The organism is Pacificibacter maritimus (assembly GCF_003814915.1).
Taxonomy (GTDB): domain Bacteria; phylum Pseudomonadota; class Alphaproteobacteria; order Rhodobacterales; family Rhodobacteraceae; genus Celeribacter; species Celeribacter maritimus.
The window spans coordinates 186,884-208,088 of the sequence record NZ_RKQK01000004.1; the positions used below are offsets into that span (position 1 = coordinate 186,884).

Annotated in this window: 17 protein-coding genes and 1 tRNA gene; 7 read left to right on the forward strand and 11 right to left on the reverse strand. The window is 51.0% G+C overall.

The window, feature by feature from the left end:
- Positions 1-3: 3 nt before the first annotated feature.
- Positions 4-1,032 carry a GlxA family transcriptional regulator gene (locus EDD53_RS12415; RefSeq protein ID WP_123793722.1) on the forward strand — a complete coding sequence of 343 codons (1,029 nt, stop codon included), beginning with the start codon at positions 4-6 and terminating at the stop codon, positions 1,030-1,032.
- Here EDD53_RS12415 and betA read toward each other — a convergent pair.
- From betA to betI, 4 genes are read right to left on the reverse strand one after another with little or no spacing between them, the layout of a single operon-like run.
- Positions 1,029-2,678, reverse strand: coding sequence for a choline dehydrogenase (betA, locus tag EDD53_RS12420; protein ID WP_123793724.1), 1,650 nt, complete (start codon positions 2,676-2,678; stop codon positions 1,029-1,031). The genes EDD53_RS12415 and betA overlap by 4 nt on opposite strands.
- An 11-nt stretch (positions 2,679-2,689) precedes the next feature.
- Positions 2,690-4,141: a betaine-aldehyde dehydrogenase gene (betB, locus tag EDD53_RS12425; protein ID WP_123793726.1), complete on the reverse strand. Its 1,452-nt coding sequence runs from the start codon at positions 4,139-4,141 to the stop codon at positions 2,690-2,692.
- A gap of 32 nt (positions 4,142-4,173) precedes the next feature.
- Positions 4,174-5,682: a choline-sulfatase gene (betC, locus tag EDD53_RS12430; protein ID WP_123793728.1), complete on the reverse strand. Its 1,509-nt coding sequence runs from the start codon at positions 5,680-5,682 to the stop codon at positions 4,174-4,176.
- Complete coding sequence (gene betI / locus EDD53_RS12435; protein WP_246002383.1) at positions 5,679-6,305, reverse strand: transcriptional regulator BetI; 627 nt, start codon at positions 6,303-6,305, stop codon at positions 5,679-5,681. The genes betC and betI overlap by 4 nt, the downstream gene beginning before the upstream one ends.
- A 42-nt stretch (positions 6,306-6,347) precedes the next feature.
- Here betI and choX point away from each other — a divergent pair, with 42 nt between their 5' ends.
- The 3 genes from choX to choV all read left to right on the forward strand — a co-directional run bounded on the left by choX (position 6,348) and on the right by choV (position 9,267).
- Entirely contained in the window at positions 6,348-7,268 is a 921-nt protein-coding gene (gene choX / locus EDD53_RS12440) for a choline ABC transporter substrate-binding protein (RefSeq protein WP_123793730.1), read from the forward strand.
- Positions 7,269-7,414: 146 nt separating this feature from the next.
- Complete coding sequence (gene choW / locus EDD53_RS12445; protein WP_123793732.1) at positions 7,415-8,248, forward strand: choline ABC transporter permease subunit; 834 nt, start codon at positions 7,415-7,417, stop codon at positions 8,246-8,248.
- The gene (gene choV, locus EDD53_RS12450; RefSeq protein WP_123793734.1) at positions 8,245-9,267 is read left to right on the forward strand and encodes a choline ABC transporter ATP-binding protein; all 1,023 of its coding nucleotides are present in this window, start codon (positions 8,245-8,247) and stop codon (positions 9,265-9,267) included. The genes choW and choV overlap by 4 nt, the downstream gene beginning before the upstream one ends.
- Before the next feature lie 88 nt (positions 9,268-9,355).
- Here the strand turns inward: choV and EDD53_RS12455 are convergent, their stop codons facing one another.
- The 7 genes from EDD53_RS12455 to EDD53_RS12485 all read right to left on the reverse strand — a co-directional run bounded on the left by EDD53_RS12455 (position 9,356) and on the right by EDD53_RS12485 (position 19,210).
- Entirely contained in the window at positions 9,356-10,765 is a 1,410-nt protein-coding gene (locus tag EDD53_RS12455) for an L-serine ammonia-lyase (RefSeq protein ID WP_123793736.1), read from the reverse strand.
- 76 nt (positions 10,766-10,841) lie between these two features.
- On the reverse strand, positions 10,842-11,393 hold the full coding sequence (locus tag EDD53_RS12460; RefSeq protein ID WP_123793738.1) for a sarcosine oxidase subunit gamma: 552 nt from the start codon (positions 11,391-11,393) through the stop codon (positions 10,842-10,844).
- On the reverse strand, positions 11,390-14,398 hold the full coding sequence (locus EDD53_RS12465) for a sarcosine oxidase subunit alpha (protein WP_123793740.1): 3,009 nt from the start codon (positions 14,396-14,398) through the stop codon (positions 11,390-11,392). The genes EDD53_RS12460 and EDD53_RS12465 overlap by 4 nt, the downstream gene beginning before the upstream one ends.
- Complete coding sequence (locus EDD53_RS12470) at positions 14,395-14,697, reverse strand: sarcosine oxidase subunit delta (protein WP_123793742.1); 303 nt, start codon at positions 14,695-14,697, stop codon at positions 14,395-14,397. The genes EDD53_RS12465 and EDD53_RS12470 overlap by 4 nt, the downstream gene beginning before the upstream one ends.
- Before the next feature lie 10 nt (positions 14,698-14,707).
- The gene (locus tag EDD53_RS12475) at positions 14,708-15,961 is read right to left on the reverse strand and encodes a sarcosine oxidase subunit beta family protein (protein ID WP_123793744.1); all 1,254 of its coding nucleotides are present in this window, start codon (positions 15,959-15,961) and stop codon (positions 14,708-14,710) included.
- 227 nt (positions 15,962-16,188) lie between these two features.
- Entirely contained in the window at positions 16,189-18,036 is a 1,848-nt protein-coding gene (ilvD, locus tag EDD53_RS12480; protein WP_123793746.1) for a dihydroxy-acid dehydratase, read from the reverse strand.
- Positions 18,037-18,160: 124 nt separating this feature from the next.
- On the reverse strand, positions 18,161-19,210 hold the full coding sequence (locus tag EDD53_RS12485; RefSeq protein ID WP_123793748.1) for a LacI family DNA-binding transcriptional regulator: 1,050 nt from the start codon (positions 19,208-19,210) through the stop codon (positions 18,161-18,163).
- A gap of 273 nt (positions 19,211-19,483) precedes the next feature.
- Between EDD53_RS12485 and EDD53_RS12490 the strand changes: the two genes are divergently transcribed.
- From EDD53_RS12490 to EDD53_RS12495, 3 genes are all read left to right on the forward strand, one after another.
- Positions 19,484-19,560 (forward strand) — tRNA-Arg (locus EDD53_RS12490).
- Positions 19,561-19,960: 400 nt separating this feature from the next.
- Positions 19,961-20,095, forward strand: a complete 135-nt coding sequence (locus tag EDD53_RS15060; RefSeq protein ID WP_281277955.1) for a hypothetical protein — start codon at positions 19,961-19,963, stop codon at positions 20,093-20,095.
- A 601-nt stretch (positions 20,096-20,696) separates the two neighbouring features.
- Positions 20,697-21,116 carry a GlcG/HbpS family heme-binding protein gene (locus EDD53_RS12495; RefSeq protein ID WP_123793750.1) on the forward strand — a complete coding sequence of 140 codons (420 nt, stop codon included), beginning with the start codon at positions 20,697-20,699 and terminating at the stop codon, positions 21,114-21,116.
- Positions 21,117-21,205: the final 89 nt, after the last annotated feature.

A 21,205-nucleotide genomic window follows, 5' to 3' on the forward strand; every position in this document is an offset into this window, starting at 1 on the left:
CAAATGAGTGACGGTGATAGAATTCTGGGCGTTAAGCCGCGACGAATACGTCAGCGACCAAACGGGCAGCGGCTATCTGTTGGGTTTATTTTGACCAAGCGATTTACTCTGTGTGCATTTGCGAACTTCGTTGATGTTTTGCGGTTGGCCGCAGATGAAGGGGATCGTAGCAGGCCAATTTTGTGCAATTGGACGGTTCTATCCGATACGATGGACGCAGTGCCATCAAGCAGCGGCGTGTCGGTGCACCCTAACGAACGCTTGGGGGATCCAAGCAAGTTTGATTACATCGTAGTGGTTGGCGGCTTGGTGAATGAAACACCTGATTTGGGAAAGGCATACTCTCGGTATTTACAGCGTGCCTCCGATTTGGGGGTGCCTTTGATCGGGGTGTGTACGGGCACATTTTTCTTGCACCAAGCGGGGTTGCTAAAAGACTATCGCTGCTGCGTCAGTTGGTTTCATCATGCTGACTTTTTGGATCAGTTCGAGGATTTGAACCCTGTTTCGGATCAAATTTTTGTTGTCGATAGAGATCGCATTACCTGTTCAGGTGGTGCAAGCTCGGCGCATCTGGCGGCCTATCTTGTGGATAAGCATGTGGGGCGTGCGCAGGCCAGCAAAAGTCTTCACATCATGATGATTGATGATGCCTTGCAAGGTGAAATGCCTCAACCGGGAATATCGTTGACCTTAAGGACGAAAGATCCGTTAGTGCGGCGCGCGCTTTTAATCATGCAGCAAAACATAGATACGCCGATCACCGTGCAAGAAATAGCGCGACGCTTGGGGCATAGTAAGCGCCAGATTGAACGGCACTTTCGCTTGGCACTGGACACCTCGCCGCAATCAGCCTTTTTGACGATCAGACTGTCTTTTGCGCACCATTTGGTGCAATCGACAGATAAAACAATTGCGCAAGTCGCGCTGGATTGTGGTTTTTGCGACAGTTCGCATCTAAGTCGAAGCTTTAAAAAGCAGTTTGGACAAACGCCGCACGTCCTAAGGCAAGCGGCGTTGCAATTAGGTTAGCGCTGGGCGGTTTTCCAGTCTGGGTGAATCCAAGGTTTAACATTTGCTGCAGGCAGAGGATCTTTGCCAAGGATATGATCCGATGCTTTTTCCCCAACCATGATTGAAGGTGCGTTTAAATTCCCATTGGTAATTTGTGGGAAAATCGAACTATCAGCCAAGCGCAAACCGTCAACGCCGATCACGCGGTTCAATGGGTCGACAACGGCCATAGGATCATCGGCGCGCCCCATGCGACATGTGCCACAGGGATGATATGCGCTTTCTGCATGTTCGCGGATGAATGCGTCGATCTCTTCATCTGTTTGCAAATCTGCGCCGGGTTGAATTTCGTGTTTGGCGTAGGGGGCAAAGGCGTCTTGCGCAAAAATTTCACGGGTCAAGCGTACGCAGGTACGGAATTCTTCCCAATCTTGTTCGTTCGACATGTAGTTGAAGAAAATTCGAGGCGCCTCGTGGGGATCTTTAGATCTTAAGGTCACTTCACCGCGTGATTTTGATCGCATGGGGCCGATATGGGTTTGAAACCCGTGACCTTCAGCTGCCGCTTGTCCATCATAACGCACGGCGATGGGTAGGAAGTGGTACTGAATATCTGGATACTCAACCCCCGCCTTGGACCGCACAAAAGCAGCACTTTCGAACTGGTTGGACGCGCCCAAGCCAGTCTTTGTAAACAGCCACTGGGCGCCGATCCAAGCTTTGGAAAAAATATTCCAATGTTTATACAGCGTGATGGGCAATTTTGACGCAATCTGCATGTAGATTTCTAGATGGTCTTGCAGGTTTTTCCCAACACCGGCCCTGTCGACTTTCACCTCAATACCAAGTGCTGTCAGTTCATCTGCGGGACCGATACCTGATTGCAGCAAAATTTTGGGCGAGTTGATAGAGCCAGCAGATAATACAACTTCGCGTTTGGCGTGAATGACCTTGCCATCTGTCAAACGTACACCTGTCGCACGGCCACCTTCTATTTCGATCTTGCCGACCAACCCACGGATTAATGTACAGTTCTCACGTTTTAACGCAGGCCTGAGATAGGCGTTCGCAGTGGACCAACGGCGGCCTTTGTAGACCGTTTGCTCCATCGGGCCAAAGCCTTCTTGCTTTTCACCATTGTAGTCGCCGGTCGTCTCGTAGCCTGCTTGTTTGCCCGCATCAACAAAGGCTTGGAACAGGGGATTTTTACGCGGTCCACGGGTGACATGTAGAGGACCATCGGTGCCACGCCACGCGGGGTCGCCGCCATGCCCACCGTCATGCCATGTTTCCATGCGCTTGTAATACGGTAGCACGGCGGCATAAGACCATCCATCAGCACCCATTTCTGCCCAAGTGTCAAAGTCACGCGCATGGCCGCGCACATATACCATCCCGTTGATCGACGATGACCCACCGATCACTTTGCCGCGGGGTGTTGCCAAACGGCGATTGCCCAAATTCGGCTCCGGTTCGGATTGATAGCCCCAATCGTAGTGGCTCATATTCATCGGGTACGACAATGCGGCAGGCATTTGAATGAAAGGGCCAATGTCTGTGCCGCCATGTTCGATGACAATCACAGATGCGCCCGATTCAGACAGGCGATACGCCATTGCTGAACCAGCACTTCCTGCGCCTATGATGACAAAATCAGCTTCCATGGTGGCCCTTCCTAGAATGCGGCTTCAACAGGGCTCATGCCCACGTAGACGGATTTCAATTGTGAATAATGCTCAATTGCGGCTTTCGCGTTTTCCCTGCCAACGCCAGATGCTTTGACGCCCCCGAAAGGCATCTCAATCGGGGTCAAATTGTAGGTGTTGATCCAGCATGTGCCAGCTTCAAACCCAGCCACAACGCGGTGGGCGCGTGTCAGATCACTGGTGAAGACTCCAGCAGCCAGACCAAATTCAGTGTCATTGGCGCGTGCCAAAACTTCATCTTCGGTGTCGAATGTCAGGACAGACATAACAGGACCAAAGATTTCTTCCCGTGCGATTGACATGTCATCACTTACATCCGCGAAGATCGTAGGCTCGATGTACAATCCGCCGTTTGCATGGGCTTTGCCGCCCATAACAAGCGTTGCGCCTTCGTCGATGCCTTTTTTGATGTAGCTAAGCGTGATGTCGAGTTGGTTTTGATTCACCATGGGGCCAAAATTCGTGGCCTCGTCCATCGGGTCGCCGATCACCGCTTTTTCTGTGCGTTCTTTTAGGCGAGCGAGAAAGGCTGGTAAAATGCCGCGCTGCACAAATACGCGCGTGCCGTTGGAGCAAATTTGACCGGAAGAATAGAAATTGGCGTTGATCGCAGCACTAACCGCATCTTCCAAGTTTGAGTCATCAAAAATGATCAATGGGGACTTGCCGCCCAGTTCCATTGTAACATGCTTCATGCCTTCAGCCGCGGCTGCGTAAACCTTGCGGCCTGTTGGAACCGATCCCGTCAAAGAAACTTTATCAACGCGTGTGTCTGTGACCAGTGCCGCGCCAACATCGCCGTAGCCTTGGACGACATTAAAAACACCTGCAGGCGCGCCCGCTTCGATCAAAATTTCGGCAAGTTTTAGGGCGCTAAGGGGCGTAACTTCGGATGGTTTAAAGACCATCGTATTGCCGCAAGCCAATGCTGGTGCGGCCTTCCAGCAGGCGATTTGAATTGGGTAATTCCAAGCGCCAATGCCAACACACAAACCCAACGGTTCACGTACGGTATAGGCAAAATCCGCCCCCAGTTGGATATGATCTCCTGTCAGACCTGCCGCGATCGCACCGAAATATTCTAAACAATCCGCGCCTGAAGCCGCATCAGCCACAAGCGTTTCTTGCAGCGGTTTGCCGGTGTCCAGTGTTTCCAAAACAGACAGGTCACGGTTCCGATCGCGGATGATATCCGCTGCTCGACGCAAAATACGGCCCCGTTCAGATCCCGTCATCGCAGCCCAATCAGCGCGCGCATCCTCTGCGGCTTTCAGCGCTTGTTCGATAATCGAAGGTGTCGCCGAATGCAGTTTGGCAATGGTCTCGCCTGTCGCGGGGTAGGTCGAAAGCAGTTCGTCCCCTGCTGTGTCGTCAACGTATTGTCCGCCGATAAAGTGGCTGGCTTTGGGTTGTGCGTGCATTGTATGTGCGTCCTTTTGCTCAGTGGTCTACTTTATTCGCCACGCGGAAAGCGTGCGACTTCTTCGACTGTGTTCAGGTCCATGTGGTTGCGCATGTAGCGCTCCGATGCTTTTTGCAAAGGTTGGAAATCCCATGGGTAGTAGTTGCCGTTGCGCAGGGATTCGTAGACGACCCAGCGGCGAGCTTGGCTTTTGCGCACGGCGGCGTCGAACTGATCGAGGTCCCACAAAGCATCCGCTTTCGCTCGAAGGTCCGCCAGAGTATCAGCTTGTGCAGGATCGTCTATTAAGTTGGTCAGCTCGTTAGGGTCATCTTCCACGTTAAACAGTTGTTCTGTGTCCAGCGCGCAATTGGTGTATTTGTAGTTGCCGACACGCAGCCCAATCAATGGCGCATAGGACGCTTCAGCGGCATATTCCATCATCACGGGGCTGGTGCGTTTTGCGCCTTGGCCAAGCGGCACAATACTTTCACCATCCGTCCACGGCATGACTTCTTCCATGGAAATGCCAGCGAGATCACAAAGTGTCGGCGTCACATCGATTGTCGACACTGGGTCAGTGACCAAGCCAGGCGTCATGGTTGGAGAGCTGACCATGAGTGGCACCCGCGCGGAGCCTTCAAAGAATGTCATTTTAAACCACAATCCGCGTTCGCCCAACATGTCGCCATGATCGGAAACAAACAATATTGTTGCATCTTGGCGCGTGGCTTCCAGCGTGTGCATGATTTCACCGACCTTATCGTCGAGGTATGAAATATTTGCAAAATAGGCACGACGAGATTTTTTGATGTCGTCTTCCGAGATATCGAAATTGCGCCAATCGTTGGCGTCAAAAATACGTTTTGAATGGGTGTCGTGATCTTCGTAAGCCATCGCTGGAACATCGGGTAAAAGGTGTTCACAATCCTCGTATAAATCCCAGTATTTCTGCCGGGTCACATAAGGATCATGCGGGTGCGTAAAGCTTACAGTTAGGCACCACGGGCGTGCATCTTTGCCACGTGATAAATCTTGGATTTTGCGAACCGCGTGATAGGCGACTTCGTCGTCATATTCCATTTGGTTCGAAATCTCTGCAACACCTGCGCCCGTGACGGACCCCATGTTATGGTACCACCAGTCGATCCGTTCTCCCGGCTTGCGATAGTCAGGTGTCCAGCCAAAGTCAGCGGGGTAGATATCTGTCGTTAGACGCTCTTCAAACCCATGCATTTGATCTGGACCGACAAAATGCATCTTGCCAGATAGGCATGTTTGATACCCAGCGCGACGCAAGTGATGTGCATAAGTTGGAATGTCAGAGGCAAATTCTGCGGCATTGTCGTAAACGCCCGTGTGGGATGGCAATTGACCAGACATAAAACTGGCACGTCCTGGTGCGCATAGTGGTGACCCAGTGTATGCATTTTTGAATCGCGTTGAACGCGCAGCCAGTGCTTTTATGTGTGGTGCATGCAGCCAGTCTGCTGGACCATCGGGAAACAAAGTGCCGTTAAGCTGATCGACCATAATTATGAGAATATTCGGCTTTGTCATCTGAGTATCCTGCTGTCGGCTAAGGTTAAGCGAAGGTAGTCAATCGCTAGATTTTCAGGATGTTGAGGCACATCATCGCAACCGCGCAACACCCAACGGATATAACCGCCGTCTATGATTGCGGCGATGCCTTCAGCCACAGATTCTGCTTTTTCGGGTGCGATCTGACGCAATTCGAACCGTAAATTTGATTCGAGGCGCTTGTGGTAGATTTTTAAAAGGCGCGCAACTTCGTCTGATTTTTGAGCAAATACATAAAAATTCAACCAGGCTGCAACAGTTTCTCGTTTCATATTTAAGTCAGAAAAGCTGGTTTGAATGATCACTTCGATCCGTTCGAACGGGTCTTTTACGCCATTTAAATTATTGCGCATTTCTGTGCTATACTGAGTTAAGATATGTCGCATCGCTGCGACGAACATCTTGTTTTTGCTACCAAAGTAATGATGTGCCAGCGCTGTTGACATGCCTGCACGCTTCGCGATTTGGCTGACAGTGACATCCATTGTGCCTGACTCGCCAATTTCTGCAATGACTGCATTGATCAAGGCAGAACTTCTAATCGGTTGCATTCCAAGTTTAGGCATATCATCTCTCAGCTGTTGTAAAACATGGTCAATCATACTTTAATTGACTCATCAATCAAAAACACAGGGAACTATATAATGCTCCGCACGACTGCAATCGCTCTCGCACTGGCCGCCACAACTGGAACAGCTTTCGCTGATACCGCATGTGAAAGCGTTTCCTTTTCTGATGTTGGCTGGACCGACATCACCACAACAACTTCCATCGCCAAACACCTTTTGACAGGTCTCGGCTATGATGTTGATGTTTCCGTACTGTCCGTGCCTGTAACATTCGCGTCTTTGTCAGGTAGTGATGTCGATGTTTTCTTGGGCAACTGGATGCCTGCGCAAAACGGCGCTGTCGAAAAGTACCTCGAAGATGGCAGCATTGAATCGATCAATGTAAACTTGACAGGCACGAACTATACACTGGCTGTCCCAGCTTATACTTACGAAAAAGGTCTAAAAGATTTCGCAGACATCGCGAAATTTGCAGATGAACTTGACGAAACAATTTACGGTATCGAACCAGGCAACGAAGGTAACGATTACCTTGTCAGCTTGGCTGAAGCAAACACACATGGTTTGGGCGAATTCGAAGTTAAAGAAAGCTCAGAGCAAGGGATGCTAAGCCAAGTGCGTCGAGCTTATGACCGCGGCGAAGATGTTGTATTTTTGGGTTGGGCACCACACCCAATGAATGTCAACTTTGACCTTAAATATCTGACAGGTGGCGAAGAATTCTTTGGTGGTGAAGGTGTGGTGAACACGTTGACACGCAAAGGCTTCGTTCAAGAATGCCCGAATGTTGGCAAGCTTTTGACCCAACTTGATTTCACAATGTCCATGGAAAGCGAAATCATGGGCGCGATCTTGAACGATGGTGAAGACGCAGATGATGCAACCAAAGCTTGGATCACAGCCAACCCAACCGTGCTTGATGCGTGGCTTGACGGTGTGACAACAACTGCAGGCGACGAAGGCTTGTCAGCTGTTAAAACGTCTTTGGGCCTCTAAGACTGTCCAAACACAAATCACACCTGTTGCCCTGTGGCGGCAGGTGTGATGATCTTTACTTATGGGCGCGCCTAACTGGGCGTGACCAATTTTGTGCTTGGTGAGGTTCAAAACCCCAAGCTTTAGACCGTCTAGAGAGGCTATTCATGGACTGGCTTACAGAGAACAAAATTCCTATCGGCAAAACCGCAGCCCATATTTTTGATTGGCTTCAAAAAGTGGGGCAGGGGTTTTTTGATACAATTGCGGATGGTGGTGAAGCTATCATTGACGCGCTTCTTTGGGTTATGCTTACCCCTCCACCGCTTGTAACAATTCTTGGCTTTGTGGTTATCGCTTGGTTGTTGCAGCGCAGTTGGAAAATTTGTCTTTTCGTGGCCCTCGGGTTTTTGTTTATCCTCAACCAAGACTATTGGGAAGAAACAGCAGAAAGTCTGACACTTGTTTTGTCAGCCTGTTTGGTCTGTATGGCCATAGGCGTTCCAATCGGTATTTTCACAGCGCATCGCCCAAGAGTTTACAAAATCGTTCAGCCAATTTTAGATTTGATGCAGACCCTACCGACATTTGTATATTTGATTCCTGCCATCGTTTTCTTTGGTATCGGTATGGTGCCGGGCTTGCTGGCTACGGTGATCTTCGTTCTACCTGCGCCAATTCGCATGACCCATCTTGGGATCAGCTCGACGCCAGAACCTTTGTTGGAAGCGGTTCAAGCCTTTGGTGGCACAAAGCGCCAAACGCTTTGGAAAGTTGAACTGCCCTACGCCTTGCCGCAAATCATGGCAGGCTTGAACCAAACTATCATGTTGTCTTTGTCTATGGTTGTTGTTGCCGCTCTTGTGGGCGCGGATGGCCTTGGCGTGCCGGTTGTACGCGCGTTGAACCAAGTGAACACATCTTTAGGGTTTGAAAGTGGCTTTGTTATCGTTGTTTTGGCGATCATGTTGGACCGAGTTATGAGGATCGAACGCAAATGAAAACTGCAGTAACTTTCGACAATGTATCCATTGTATTCGGTGACATTCCTAAGTCTGCCTTGCCCGAAATGGATGCGGGAAAAACGCGTAAACAAGTCCAAGATGCAACAGACCAAGTTCTGGGGGTACATAACTGTTCGTTGGATGTGAAAGAGGGCGAGATTTTGGTGCTCATGGGTCTGTCAGGCTCAGGGAAATCCACTTTGTTACGTGCGGTAAACGGCCTGAACCCTGTGGTGCGTGGCGAAGTGCGCATCAACAACGGTAACGATATGGTAAGCGTTACAAACGCAAACGCCACCGACTTGCGCAGCCTGCGTCAATCGCGGGTTGCCATGGTATTTCAGCAGTTTGGTCTTTTGCCTTGGCGTACAGTACGTGAAAATGTGGGCCTTGGGTTAGAGCTCGCAGGCGTTCCAAAAGCAGACTATGATCGCCAAGTTGACGCACAACTTGAGCTGGTGAACCTGTCTGATTGGGCTGGCAGCAAAGTATCTGAACTGTCAGGCGGCATGCAGCAACGTGTCGGTCTAGCGCGGGCATTCGCCACAGACGCACCGATCCTTTTGATGGATGAACCGTTTTCGGCGCTTGATCCCTTGATCCGTAATCACTTGCAAGATGAATTGATTGAGCTGCAGCAAAAGCTAAAGCGCACGATCATTTTCGTTAGTCACGATCTGGACGAGGCATTCAAACTGGGTGACCGAATTGCCATCATGGAAGGCGGACGCATTGTGCAATGTGGCTCTCCGAAAGAAATCTTCACCAACCCTGCGGATGATTACGTGCAAGAATTCGTAAATCACATGAACCCGTTGGGTGTTTTGACAGCTCTAGACGCGGTCGAAGTTAAAAAGGGTAAATATACCAAAACAGTGTCATCCAATATGCCAATCAAAGATTTGATTGCTTTGTTGGTTGAATACGAAGGCTCTGTCGGTGTGACCAAAAATGGTAAAGTTATCGGCGAGGTCAGCCAAGAAAGTGTACTTAAAGAGTTGGCTTTGAAAAACTAAGCCGGCCCGCACTTTGACTGCAAAAATGTATAACGCCTCGAATTTACCTATATGGGTGTTCGAGGCGTTTTCATGACTGTGGCAATTTTCAACATTCAGGCAGATTCACCGCAATGCCCCCAGTGGATGTTTCTTTGTATTTCAAATTCATATCTCGCCCTGTTTCCAGCATGACTTGGATACAATTATCGAGTGGCATAAAGTGGTCCCCATCGCCGCGCAGCGCCAAAGAGGCAGCGGAAACAGCTTTGATGGCACCAAGAGCATTGCGCTCAATACAGGGCACTTGCACCAGTCCCGCGGCGGGATCACAGGTCATGCCGAGGTGGTGCTCAAGCGCGATCTCAGCCGCGTTTTCAACTTGCGTATTGGTCCCGCCCAGAGCCGCGCAAAGCCCCGCCGCAGCCATTGCCGCAGCGGAGCCAACCTCACCCTGACAACCTACTTCGGCGCCAGAAATTGATGCATTGTGCTTGATGATCCCACCAATGGCCGCTGCTACAAAAAGCAAATCGCGACACCCGTCTTGGGTCGCTCCAATGCAATGATCGCGGTAGTAGCGCAAAACAGCTGGCACAACGCCCGCAGCACCATTCGTAGGGGATGTGACTACACGCCCGCCTGCTGCATTTTCTTCGTTCACGGCCATCGCATAGACACTCAGCCAATCATTCACTTGATGCGGTTGCGCTTGGTTATGCCCCTTTTCAGACTGTAGCTTGTCATAAATTGACTTGGCGCGCCGCTTGACCTGCAAGCCACCAGGTAAGATGCCGTCTTTGGATAGGCCGCGTTCAATACATTCATCAAATGTCGCCAAGATTTTATCAATTTTATCGTTTAGAGCCGCGCCATGCAGAACGGTTTCATTGTCCCGTTTCATTTGCGCGATCGATAAATTTGCGGCGGCTCCCATCGAAAGCATGTCTTTCGCGCTGCTAAATGAATAGGGAAACACTTTGTCTGTGTCTCGCTTATCTGGCGCTGTTGGCAAAGCGCGCTGCCCTGCCATCTCCGCAGCAGTCACGACGAAACCGCCCCCGATAGAATAGTAGGTTTGCACATAATAGATATTGCCAGCCTGATCATGGGCGCGCAGCACCATGCCGTTGGCGTGACCTTCCAAAGGTGGCCCAAAGTCAAAAATCAAATCTGCGTCGGGCGCAAATTTAAGTGGGGGCAATCCATCGGGAGTGACCTGAGACGTCTCGCGTACATTTCGTTCCAATTCTTCAGCCTGATCTGGATCCAGCGTATCTGGGCGCTGGCCGCAAAACCCCAATATGACGGCACGATCTGTGGCATGGCCTTTGCCTGTATAGGCGAGTGAACCATGCAAAGTTGCGCTAAGCCCATACAACTCCCCAGCGCCTGGAATGCGATCAACGCCACTGCGGAGATCATTTAGAAACCGCTCAGCCGCGATCATCGGCCCCATCGTATGTGACGATGACGGGCCAATGCCAACTTTGAAGATATCGAAGACCGAAAGAAACATGTGCATTCCTTTTGTAGGTGCTAGCGCCTTGGGCGCTCACGCAAGTGCTACATGAGTAAAGACTCTGCGCCTTGGGTCAATATGCTTGTGCTGCGAGCTCTCGACATCCGTGCTGCAAAAATTGAAACAGGTGGTCTGCAAAGCTATTCCAAACATCCATTCGGTAGGCATTTTCGGCATCGCGCCAAAGCACCACTGTCGCGCTATCAAAGACCGTTCGCCGCCCCTCGCCAACCCTAAGGCTCGCTGGGTCACGTGGCCAACCCAGTGTCAAAAGCTCGGTCGCTTGCGGGCCGGATATATTGAATGTCACCTCGCGGTGAGAAATGTCTACAAGGCTGTGCGGGACTGACGCGTATAATTTTTCGCAAGCCTCGGCAATGTGATCAGAAACATCGCTCAACACCAACCATTCGTCAGGGCCAAGGCATAAGATTTCTGTGCCGCCTTTAGTATCGCATGCGCCAATTTTCGTGGGTACTGGGATGCCAATTGCTTTGCTAAGTGCCATAAGGTTGGCATTGCGTGAGCGTAAGGATAGGCGCGCCTTGGGAGGCATGCGGCTGATTTGCACCCCCTGTGTGCCGAACAATAAACCAGCGGGAGAGGTGGCGATAGTATGCGTCATAGCATCTCTCCTGAGGGGATTTTCACACGGCTATTGCTGGGGTCGAAAAACACCGTCGATGTGATTTTTGCGGCAATAGTGCGGTCGGGCATGGGAATATAGACGGTTTCGCCCATCCTGTTTTGACCGCATTCCACCAAGGCTAGTGCGATAGGGCGACCCATCGCGTCTGAGTGGTACGAGGATGTGACATGACCCACCATCGTCATCGGGATGGCTTGGTGTGGATCAAATACAATTTGCGCGCCTTCCTCTAACTTGGTGCCGTCTTCGGTCAGTAGTCCAACAAGATGACGCCTGTTTGAGGCGACCAAATCAGGACGCATAAGTCCGCGCATTCCCACAAAGTCTTTCTTGGTCTTTGCAACGGCCCACCCCATTCCTGCGTCATAGGGTGTGACAGTTCCATCCGTGTCTTGGCCGACAATGATATAGCCCTTTTCAGCTCGTAAAACGTGCATGGTTTCGGTGCCATATGCAGTGATGCCGTGCTCTTGCCCCGCTTGCCATAGGGTTTCCCAAAGCTTGCGGCCCATTGGGGCGGGGACATTGATCTCAAATCCGATTTCACCTGTGAAGCTGACGCGGAACAGGCGCGCTGGCATACCTGCAACAGTACATTCCGCGCAAGACATGTGGGGAAAGGCATCTTCGGTAAGTTCAACACCGTCAACAAGTGGCGCCAGAAGCTTAGCCGCTTTTGGACCGTTTAAAGCGATCGTAGACCAATTTTCGGTGGTCGAGGTTAGCCAGACATCAAGATCAGGCCACTCAGTTTGCAGGTAGTCTTCCATCATATTCATCACACGTGCAGCACCGCCCGTGGTCGTGGTGACGTGAAAGCAGTCTTGGGACATGCGTCCTATAACCCCATCATCACGGATGAAACCGTCATCCCCTAAAAGCAAACCATAGCGGCATCGGCCTGCTGCAAGTTTTGTCCACGGATTGGTGTACATGCGGTTCATAAATTCGACTGCGTCAGGGCCGACCACTTCGATTTTTCCTAAAGTTGAAGCGTCAAAGATCCCCACATGCGCGCGCGTTGTGCGACACTCGCGACCTACTGCCGTGTCCATGTCTTCGCCACGTTTGGGGAAATAGCGCGCGCGGCGCCACTGGCCGACAGGTTCAAAAACCGCACCATTTTCTTGGGCCCAACTGTCGATCTGCGTCTTGCGCGTGATCTCGAAATGATCCCCGCGATGATAGCCAGCGAAGGCGCCGAATGTTGTGGGCGTATAAGGGGGGCGGAATGTGGTCAATCCCACTTGCGGCTGGGGTTTGTTTAAGGCATCTGCCGCGATATTCAGTCCGTTGATGTTGGACATCTTGCCTTGGTCCGTGGCCATCCCATTGGTGGTATAGCGTTTAACATGTTCGATGGATCTCATGCCTTCGCGCACTGCAAGACGAAGGTCTTTGGCAGTGACATCATTTTGAAAATCAACAAAGGCTTTGGCTTTGCCGCTGCTTTTATCTGTTGGCAATTCGATCTGCGAAACCCCAGACCCAATGCGATCATGCGTAACTTTATGCTGGCGTGTTTGGCTTTCTTTTCCTAGCGCCATCGCCACTTTGACGCCTGCTGACGCGCCGTCGATCAGCACGTTTTCTATCCCCCAAAGGCCGCGACTGGCGCCTGCGATTGTACAATCCTCAGGTGTATCCTTTGGCAAAAACGTGGTTTGATCCTCATTCCATGTCAAACTGCCTTTGGTATGCGAAAACAGATGCAAAGAGGGCGTCCAGCCGCCGGACATCAAAAGTGCATCGCATGGGATGATTAAACCATCTCCTGCCTTGCCATCATCAATAGGATTTACGCGAATACTTGAAACACGCAAACGGCCCGAAGTGGCTGTGACTGTGTGGGAGAGTTTCATCCCGATACCGCGCATTCGGGCTTGGGATTGCAACTCTTCATCGACAGTTTCACGCGTGTCTACAATTGCGCGAACATCTGCGCCAGCATCAGCCAGATCAAAAGCTGCGTCCCACGCGCTGTCATGGCTGGTAATGATAACTGGGCGTTTTCCAACAAGCACGCCGTAACGATTTAAATAGGTTTGCGCAGAGCCAGCAAGCATGACGCCCGGCCTGTCGTTGCCATGGAACACCAAAGGTTTTTCCAATGCGCCTTGAGCCAAAATCACTTGCTTGGCACGCACGTGCCACATGCGTTCACGTGGCGTGTCTTTAGGAAGGTCACTGAGATGATCTGTTAGCTTTTCAACCATTCCGATCATATTTTGATGATAATACCCGATTGCAGTCGTGCGGGTCATGATTTTAACCCCAAGGGATCGCAGGCTCACGAGTTCTGCGGCAAGCCAATCCCAAGAGGGCATCCCATTTATTTCGGCATTGGGCTTTGATAAAAGTGTTCCACCACATTCCACATTTTCGTCAATCAAAACGACGTTTACGCCGCCAACCGCTGCTGCACGCGCTGCTGCCAAACCTGTTGGGCCTGCGCCAACAATCAAAACATCGCAGTGCAAATTGCGTGACGCATAGGTGTCAGGATCTTCTTCTGTTGGTGACACGCCTAGACCCGCAGCTTTGCGAATAAAAGGTTCATAGACTTTGTGCCAAAAGTTTTTAGGCCACATGAATGTCTTGTAATAAAACCCTGCTGAAAACAGCATATAGGCGAAATCATTTATCGCCCCGATGTCGAATTTAAGGTTGGGGAATTTGTTTTGCGAAGTCGTCTCCAACCCATCCCAGATCTCTTGAACTGTTGCGCGGGTATTGGGTTCAAATTGACCCGCTCCACGACGCGTGCCTATCAGAGCGTTCGGTTCCTCTGATCCCGCAGTTACAGGTCCACGCGGGCGGTGATATTTAAACGAGCGTCCCATCAGGTGCACGCCATTTGCCAACAAAGCAGAGGCAACCGTGTCTCCTGCGCAGCCCTCAAATCGTTTTCCATCAAAGGTAAATGTGACGGGTTGCCCTGTATCAACGCGGCCTTTGCCTGCGACGCGGTAAGTGGTCATGTTGCATCTCCCGCGAGTTCAGTCAAATTGGGGCGTGGTTCACCAGCTTTATAGGTGATCAAAAATTTATCGCTGACCGTGTCACGTGCTGCATTAAAAAAACGCGCGCAGCCATGAAAATGACGCCAGCGCTCGAAATGCACGCCTTTGACATTTTGACGGATGAACAAAAACTCTGCCCAGTCTTGATCACTGAGTTCCGAAGGCGTTTCGGCGCGCAGGACATGCGCCTCGCCTGCGTAGACAAATTCAGCTTCGGGCAAGGTTTCTTCGCAATAGGGGCAATTGATCAAAAGCATCGATATATCCTTAGTGAGCCACAGCAGCGGCAGCTGCTTCATCAATCAAGCGGCCCGTTTGGAAGCGCTCTAGCGTGAAGGGTGCGTTGATTGGGTGCGGCGTATCTTTGGCGATGGTCCAGGCGAATGTATGGGCAGCGCCGGGTGTAGCTTTGAACCCGCCAGTGCCCCATCCGCAGTTGACGTATAGGTTTGGCACGGGCGTTTTAGAAATAATGGCAGACCGGTCGGGCGTCACATCAACAATTCCCCCCCATTTGCGCAGCATGCGCATGCGGTTGAACATTGGAAATATTTCGGTGATCGCAGCGACGGTGTGTTCGATCAAGGGCAGGCCGCCACGTTGCGAATAGGACGTGTATTGATCTGTGCCAGAGCCAATGACCAATTCGCCTTTGTCGGACTGCGAGATATAGGCGTGCACAGCGTTCGACATGACCACACAGGGGAATATCGGCTTTACGGGTTCCGACACGAGCGCTTGCAAAGGATAGCTTTCCAGCGGCAATCGAACATCGGCAGTTTGCATAACCACCGACGTATGTCCCGCGGCTGAGACGGCGACCTTCTTGGCTTTGATAAACCCTTTTGCGGTTTCAACACCTGCAACGGATCCATCAGGATGGCGACGAATGGCCGTTACGGCACAGTTCTGGATGATATCAACACCCCGTGCTGCTGCGCCTCTTGCGTAACCCCATGCCACGGCATCATGGCGCGCTGTACCTGCGCGTTCTTGCAAAGCGCCGCCCATAACGGGGTAGCGGGCATGTTGCGAAATACTCAAGGGTGGACAGTAGTCTTTACATTCCTGAGGTGTGAGCCAGCGATTATCAACGCCGTTCAATCGGTTCGCATGAATGTGACGACTAAAGCTTTGAACATCGTGGACATTATGCGCCAACATCAAAACACCGCGGCGCGAATACATGACGTTGTAATTCAACTCTTGACTGAGGTTTTCCCATAGATCGACAGAGTGATCGTATAGTTTAGCGCTTTCATCATACAGGTAATTTGACCGAATAATGGTCGTGTTGCGTCCAGTGTTGCCACCGCCAAGCCAACCTTTGTCGATGACAGCGACATTGGTGATGCCGTGCTCTTTGGCTAAATAGTAGGCCGCGCCCAGTCCATGCCCGCCAGCCCCAACAATAACGACATCGTATTCGTCTTTGGGCTGACTGTCTGGCCACTGCTCTGTCCAGTTTTTATTGCTCGAGACAGCATTTTTAAGAAGGTTAAAAGCGTTGAAGCGCGTCATGGCGGTCCCTAACAGACAAGATCTCTAGGAAACTCTACCCCCCAATCTGTCATGCTCATTGAACTTTTGCGACACTACCGAAGAAGATCAACGTCATTTCAATGTTGGCACAGCCAAAATCTGACATCGGGGCGCCACCTTAACTATGGATATTTGGGGTGTCGTGTGATGCCACAAAAAACGCCGCCCCGTATAGGAGCGGCGTTCTAACGCTTCAATAAACAGTACTATTTTTTATCGTTTGGCAGTATGCGCACCGCGCCCGTAGCAGCCGAGGATGCAAACGCTGCATAAGCTTTGAGGGCTGTCGACACAAAGCGTGGGCGATCTTTTGCGGGGCCCCACGGAAGGGGGCCTGCAGCTTCGCGGCGCTTTGCGATCTCTGCATCAGAAATAGCAAGTTTGATAGAGCGGTTCGGAATATCGATTTCAATCGGATCCCCGTTTTGTACCAAGCCAATCAAGCCACCTTCAGCCGCTTCAGGTGAGACGTGGCCAATAGACAGGCCGGACGTGCCGCCTGAAAAACGACCATCCGTAAGCAAGGCGCATTTCTTGCCTAAGCCTTTGGATTTCAAATAAGATGTAGGGTACAGCATTTCCTGCATACCAGGTCCGCCCTGCGGGCCTTCAAAGCGAATGACCACCACATCACCAGCTTCAACTTTGCGGGTCAAAATGCCATCAACCGCATCGTCTTGGCTATCAAACACATGCGCCTTACCGTTAAAGGTCAAATTGCTTTCATCAACGCCAGCGGTTTTCACAATGCAGCCGTTTTCAGCGATATTGCCGAATAAAACAGCTAAGCCGCCATCTTTAGAAAAGGCATGTTCAACCGAGCGCACAACGCCGTTTTCACGATCTGAATCCAGCTCTTTGTACCGGTTGTTCGTAGAAAATGCTTGTGTCGTGCGCACGCCACCAGGGGCGGCGCGGTAAAATGAATCAGTTTCAGGCGTATTTGCGACCTTAATGTCCCATTGGGAAATAGCCTGTGCCATTGTGTCGGAATGCACAGTCGGTACATCGCCGTGCAGCAACCCGCCACGGTGCAATTCACCTAAGATGCCAAAAATACCACCCGCGCGGTGAATGTCTTCCATGTGGACGTTGATCGTGTTCGGGGCAACCTTACACAGACACGGCACCTTGCGCGACAATCGGTCCATGTCGGCCATAGTGAAATCGACACCACCTTCGTGAGCAATCGCCAAAAGGTGCAGCACTGTATTCGTTGACCCGCCCATCGCGATATCCAGCGACATGGCATTCTCAAAGGCTTCAAAACTCGCAATGTCACGCGGCAAGAGGCCCGGTTTTTCGTCTTCGTAATGCGCTTTTGTGATCTCAACGATCTTACGACCTGCTTCCAAGAACAGGCGTTTGCGGTCGATGTGCGTGGCCAAAGTTGAACCATTTCCGGGCAAAGCAAGGCCAAGCGCTTCGGCCAAACAGTTCATTGAATTCGCGGTGAACATACCTGAACAAGATCCACAGGTCGGACAGGCGTTTTCTTCGATATGCTGAACTTGCTCATCGGTGAAGCTATCGTCAGCGGCGGCAACCATGGCGTCAACCAAATCGACCTTGTTCATCTCAAGGTCGTCGATGGTGACTTTGCCCGCTTCCATCGGTCCACCAGATACAAAGATCACAGGAATGTTCAGGCGCATGGCCGCCATCATCATGCCTGGAGTAATTTTGTCGCAGTTGGAAATACAAACCATCGCATCCGCACAATGCGCGTTGACCATATATTCCACAGAATCCGCAATCAATTCGCGTGAGGGCAGCGAATAAAGCATCCCGTCGTGACCCATCGCGATCCCGTCATCCACGGCAATCGTGTTGAACTCTTTAGCAACACCACCTGCATCTTCGATTTCGCGCGCAACCATTTGCCCCAAATCTTTCAAGTGAACATGTCCAGGTACAAACTGCGTGAAAGAATTCACAACAGCGATAATAGGCTTGCCAAAATCGCCATCTTTCATGCCTGTTGCGCGCCATAGTCCGCGCGCACCAGCCATATTGCGACCATGGGTTGAGCGGCGTGATTTATAATGAGGCATGGTGTGCTAACTTTCGTATTCACAAAGGGTGAAGCGCGCCGAACCTATTTAGGCTGCGCGCTGTTTGGCAGCTATATAACCGCTTCGTTCCGCAATTTCCAGACGAGCAAGTGGTCCAAATTTGCTAGAGTTTTTTGAGACGTTTTAACGTATCACCGAAATCAAGCGAGGGTTCTAGCGATATCAACTCTTTGCCGCCCGTTTCGGGGGATTCCGCGCGGCTGGCGATAATGCGCGCAGCTTCGCGGCCAATTTCAACACGACACGCATCCATCGTGGCTAATTGGCGGGGAAGGCCATCTAAAAATTCGATTCCGTTGAAACCTGCCAATCCCACTTCACCAGGTACGTCGATACCTTTGTCCAAACAATGCAACAAGCCGCCAGCGCCAATCATGTCGTTGGAGTAGTATAGGAAATCCAAGTCGGGTGTGCGTGCCAAAATAGTTTCGGTCATTTCGCGCCCTTTGGCCAATGCAGATCCTCCAGAATAAAATTCTTGATCTGCCACTTCTAAACCGGCTTTGGCCAATGTTTCTGTGAATCCTTCGAACCGTTTGCGGGCTCGGTGATCAAGGGGCATTTTAGTTCCAAGGAAGCCAATTTTCTTATAGCCAGCGTCAAGAATGGCTTTCGCCATTTTGCGCCCAGCGCGGCGGTGGGAAATGCCGACAGCGGCATCAATAGCCGACCCATCTGTATCCATGATTTCGACAATAGGAATACCCGCTGCCCCAAGCATCGCCTTGGCGGCGTCCGTATGCTCAAGTCCCGCGATGATAACGCCAGAGGGACGCCAAGACAGCATTTCATACAAAACGGCTTCTTCGCGTTCGGGCTTGTAATGGGTGACGCCCACAACTGGTTGCAGTTCTGTGTCGTCAAGGATTTCTGAGATACCAGTCATAACCTCGGGAAAGACCATGTTTGACAGCGACGGGATGATCACCGCCACTAGATTGACGCGCGACGATGCAAGTGAGCCAGCTATCTTATTAGGCACATATCCTAACTCACGTGCGGCGGTGAGAACCTTTTCGCGCGTGGCATCTGACACATCTCCGCGATTTCGCAAAACGCGGCTCACAGTCATTTCCGAAACACCTGAAGCTTCGGACACATCTCGTAGGGTCAAGGGCCTTTTGGGCAAGGGTTGGATAGGCACTTGAGTCATGGTTTGGTCTCCAGAATATTGTTACGCTTACAGTACATGGAAAATCGGCCTTGTCCATGCGGAGAGATCGCGCTATGTTAACGCTAACAGGTCAGAATATATGTTTTGCCCGTGCAAATATCCGAATCGTCCTGCAAGCTCTCTAAAGTCTCAGTGCGATCTCGGATTTAAAGGGGGAGTGGTGGGCCAAATTCGCTCCCCCTTACTTCACCCATACAAAAATTAGTTTTCGCCGCCTTGAACTCTTATCATTGCTAGGTAAAACAGACCCGTGGTCCCGTGGCTCAACTGGATAGAGCAGCCCCCTCCTAAGGGGCAGGTTGCAGGTTCGAATCCTGCCGGGGTCACCAAAATTACCTGAATGCCCGAAAAAGCAGAAGCGTGCACAAAGTTCGTGGAACAATCCAGAAATCGGGCATGTTTATTGATTTAATACAATGCACAATTCTGGAATAATCCTAAAGCTTGTCAGCATTTAGTAACGCATTTTCGACGCTGATTTGACAGTCAGTCTCCTATTCCCTTTCTAAGAAACAACTAGGTTCCGGAGCCTTCATTCAAAGTCTCTGGAGGCAAACGCCTGGACCAATTGACGTCGCCGTTTGGCAGCACTTTTGATGGATGTCGCCAAGACCCTCACGAAAACACCGATCCCATTCTGCTCTTTAAAATTTGTCGACGAACTCCCGCGAGTTAGAGAAGTGGGTGATCACCTCAAAGAAACCCTGCGCGCTAAGGAAACGGAAGCGGATGACCGCGGGACGTGTTGATCATGGCAATGATCCAATCCTTTCTCGGATGAACCATTTGCCAGACGCGGCCAAGATTCAATTGAATGCCTTGTGGGATGGCGTGTCAGTGCCGCAGTTTCAAACCGAAGACTAACTAAACCAGATCGCTGTCGCATTGCATGACGAGGTGCCTTGTATGATGCCTGCAACGTAGGAGGTCAGGCACATCACTTTGCGTTACCTACAACCAAAATCGCGGCGACCAGAGAACTCGGATCGTTTTCACGGGTTGGAACTCTCGCTTTGGTCGGAATTCACGGGCCGTGCTGTTGGCTTCGCCCACCAGATTGAAGCAGGCTACAGCATATATCAATGCGAACGGGCCTTCCGTATAGGATGGCAATGGTCCGTTCGGGGGGGGCAATAAATCCGGAATTGGTGGTAATTTTGGGTGCGAGGGCATTACCTATTTTGGGTATGAGGTGATGTTCCATAAAGATCGCCCAGACTGGGAAGCCCATAAAGACGAGATCTAGAAATACTTTGAGACTTGCGTTTTCACCTCAGCCGCTTGATTAGCAATACCTCTAAAGTTTTTAAGCAGCACTGTTGGTCTCGGTGACATTTTCATGACTAATCCGTCAAAATCGCTCGTGTCATATGGGCCTTAGGGTTCGTGATTGACCAACCGATACATCGATGCGCACCGTAGCAATGCAAACTAATTTCGACACCTAATTGAAGGAAGTGCTCAGATGGATGCTGTCACACAAACCAAAATACTGACCCACCGCGGTGCGCTTCGGATGCTTGAAGCAGCGATCTCTCAGGCAGAAAAAATGGGTCAACCACAATGCATCGTTATCGTTGACGCTAGCGGGTGTGTGGTTGCGCAAATGCGTATGACAGGATCCAAATTTCTGAGCCTGAAGTCCGCCAAGTCCAAGGCGCTGACTGCGGCATCTATTGGGCAAGCCAGCGATGTGCTTCCCGACCTTGTACGGGCCCCCATTGCCGCTGCAACTCAAGGCGCAATGACTGGTTTACAAGGTGGTTTGCCGATCATCGTAGAAGGCGTTTTACTGGGGGGAATCGGTGTTGGTTCTGGAAGTGGCGCGCAGGACATTGAGGTGGCTCAAGCCGCCCTTGGTGCGATTGGTGCGCAAACGGTTTGAGTGCTGGTTGTTGTGACAAGAGTATAATCGCGCCTCATATTATGCGCTTGGTAGTGTCTCTGGTTGCCAAAAATATACATAGTAATTTC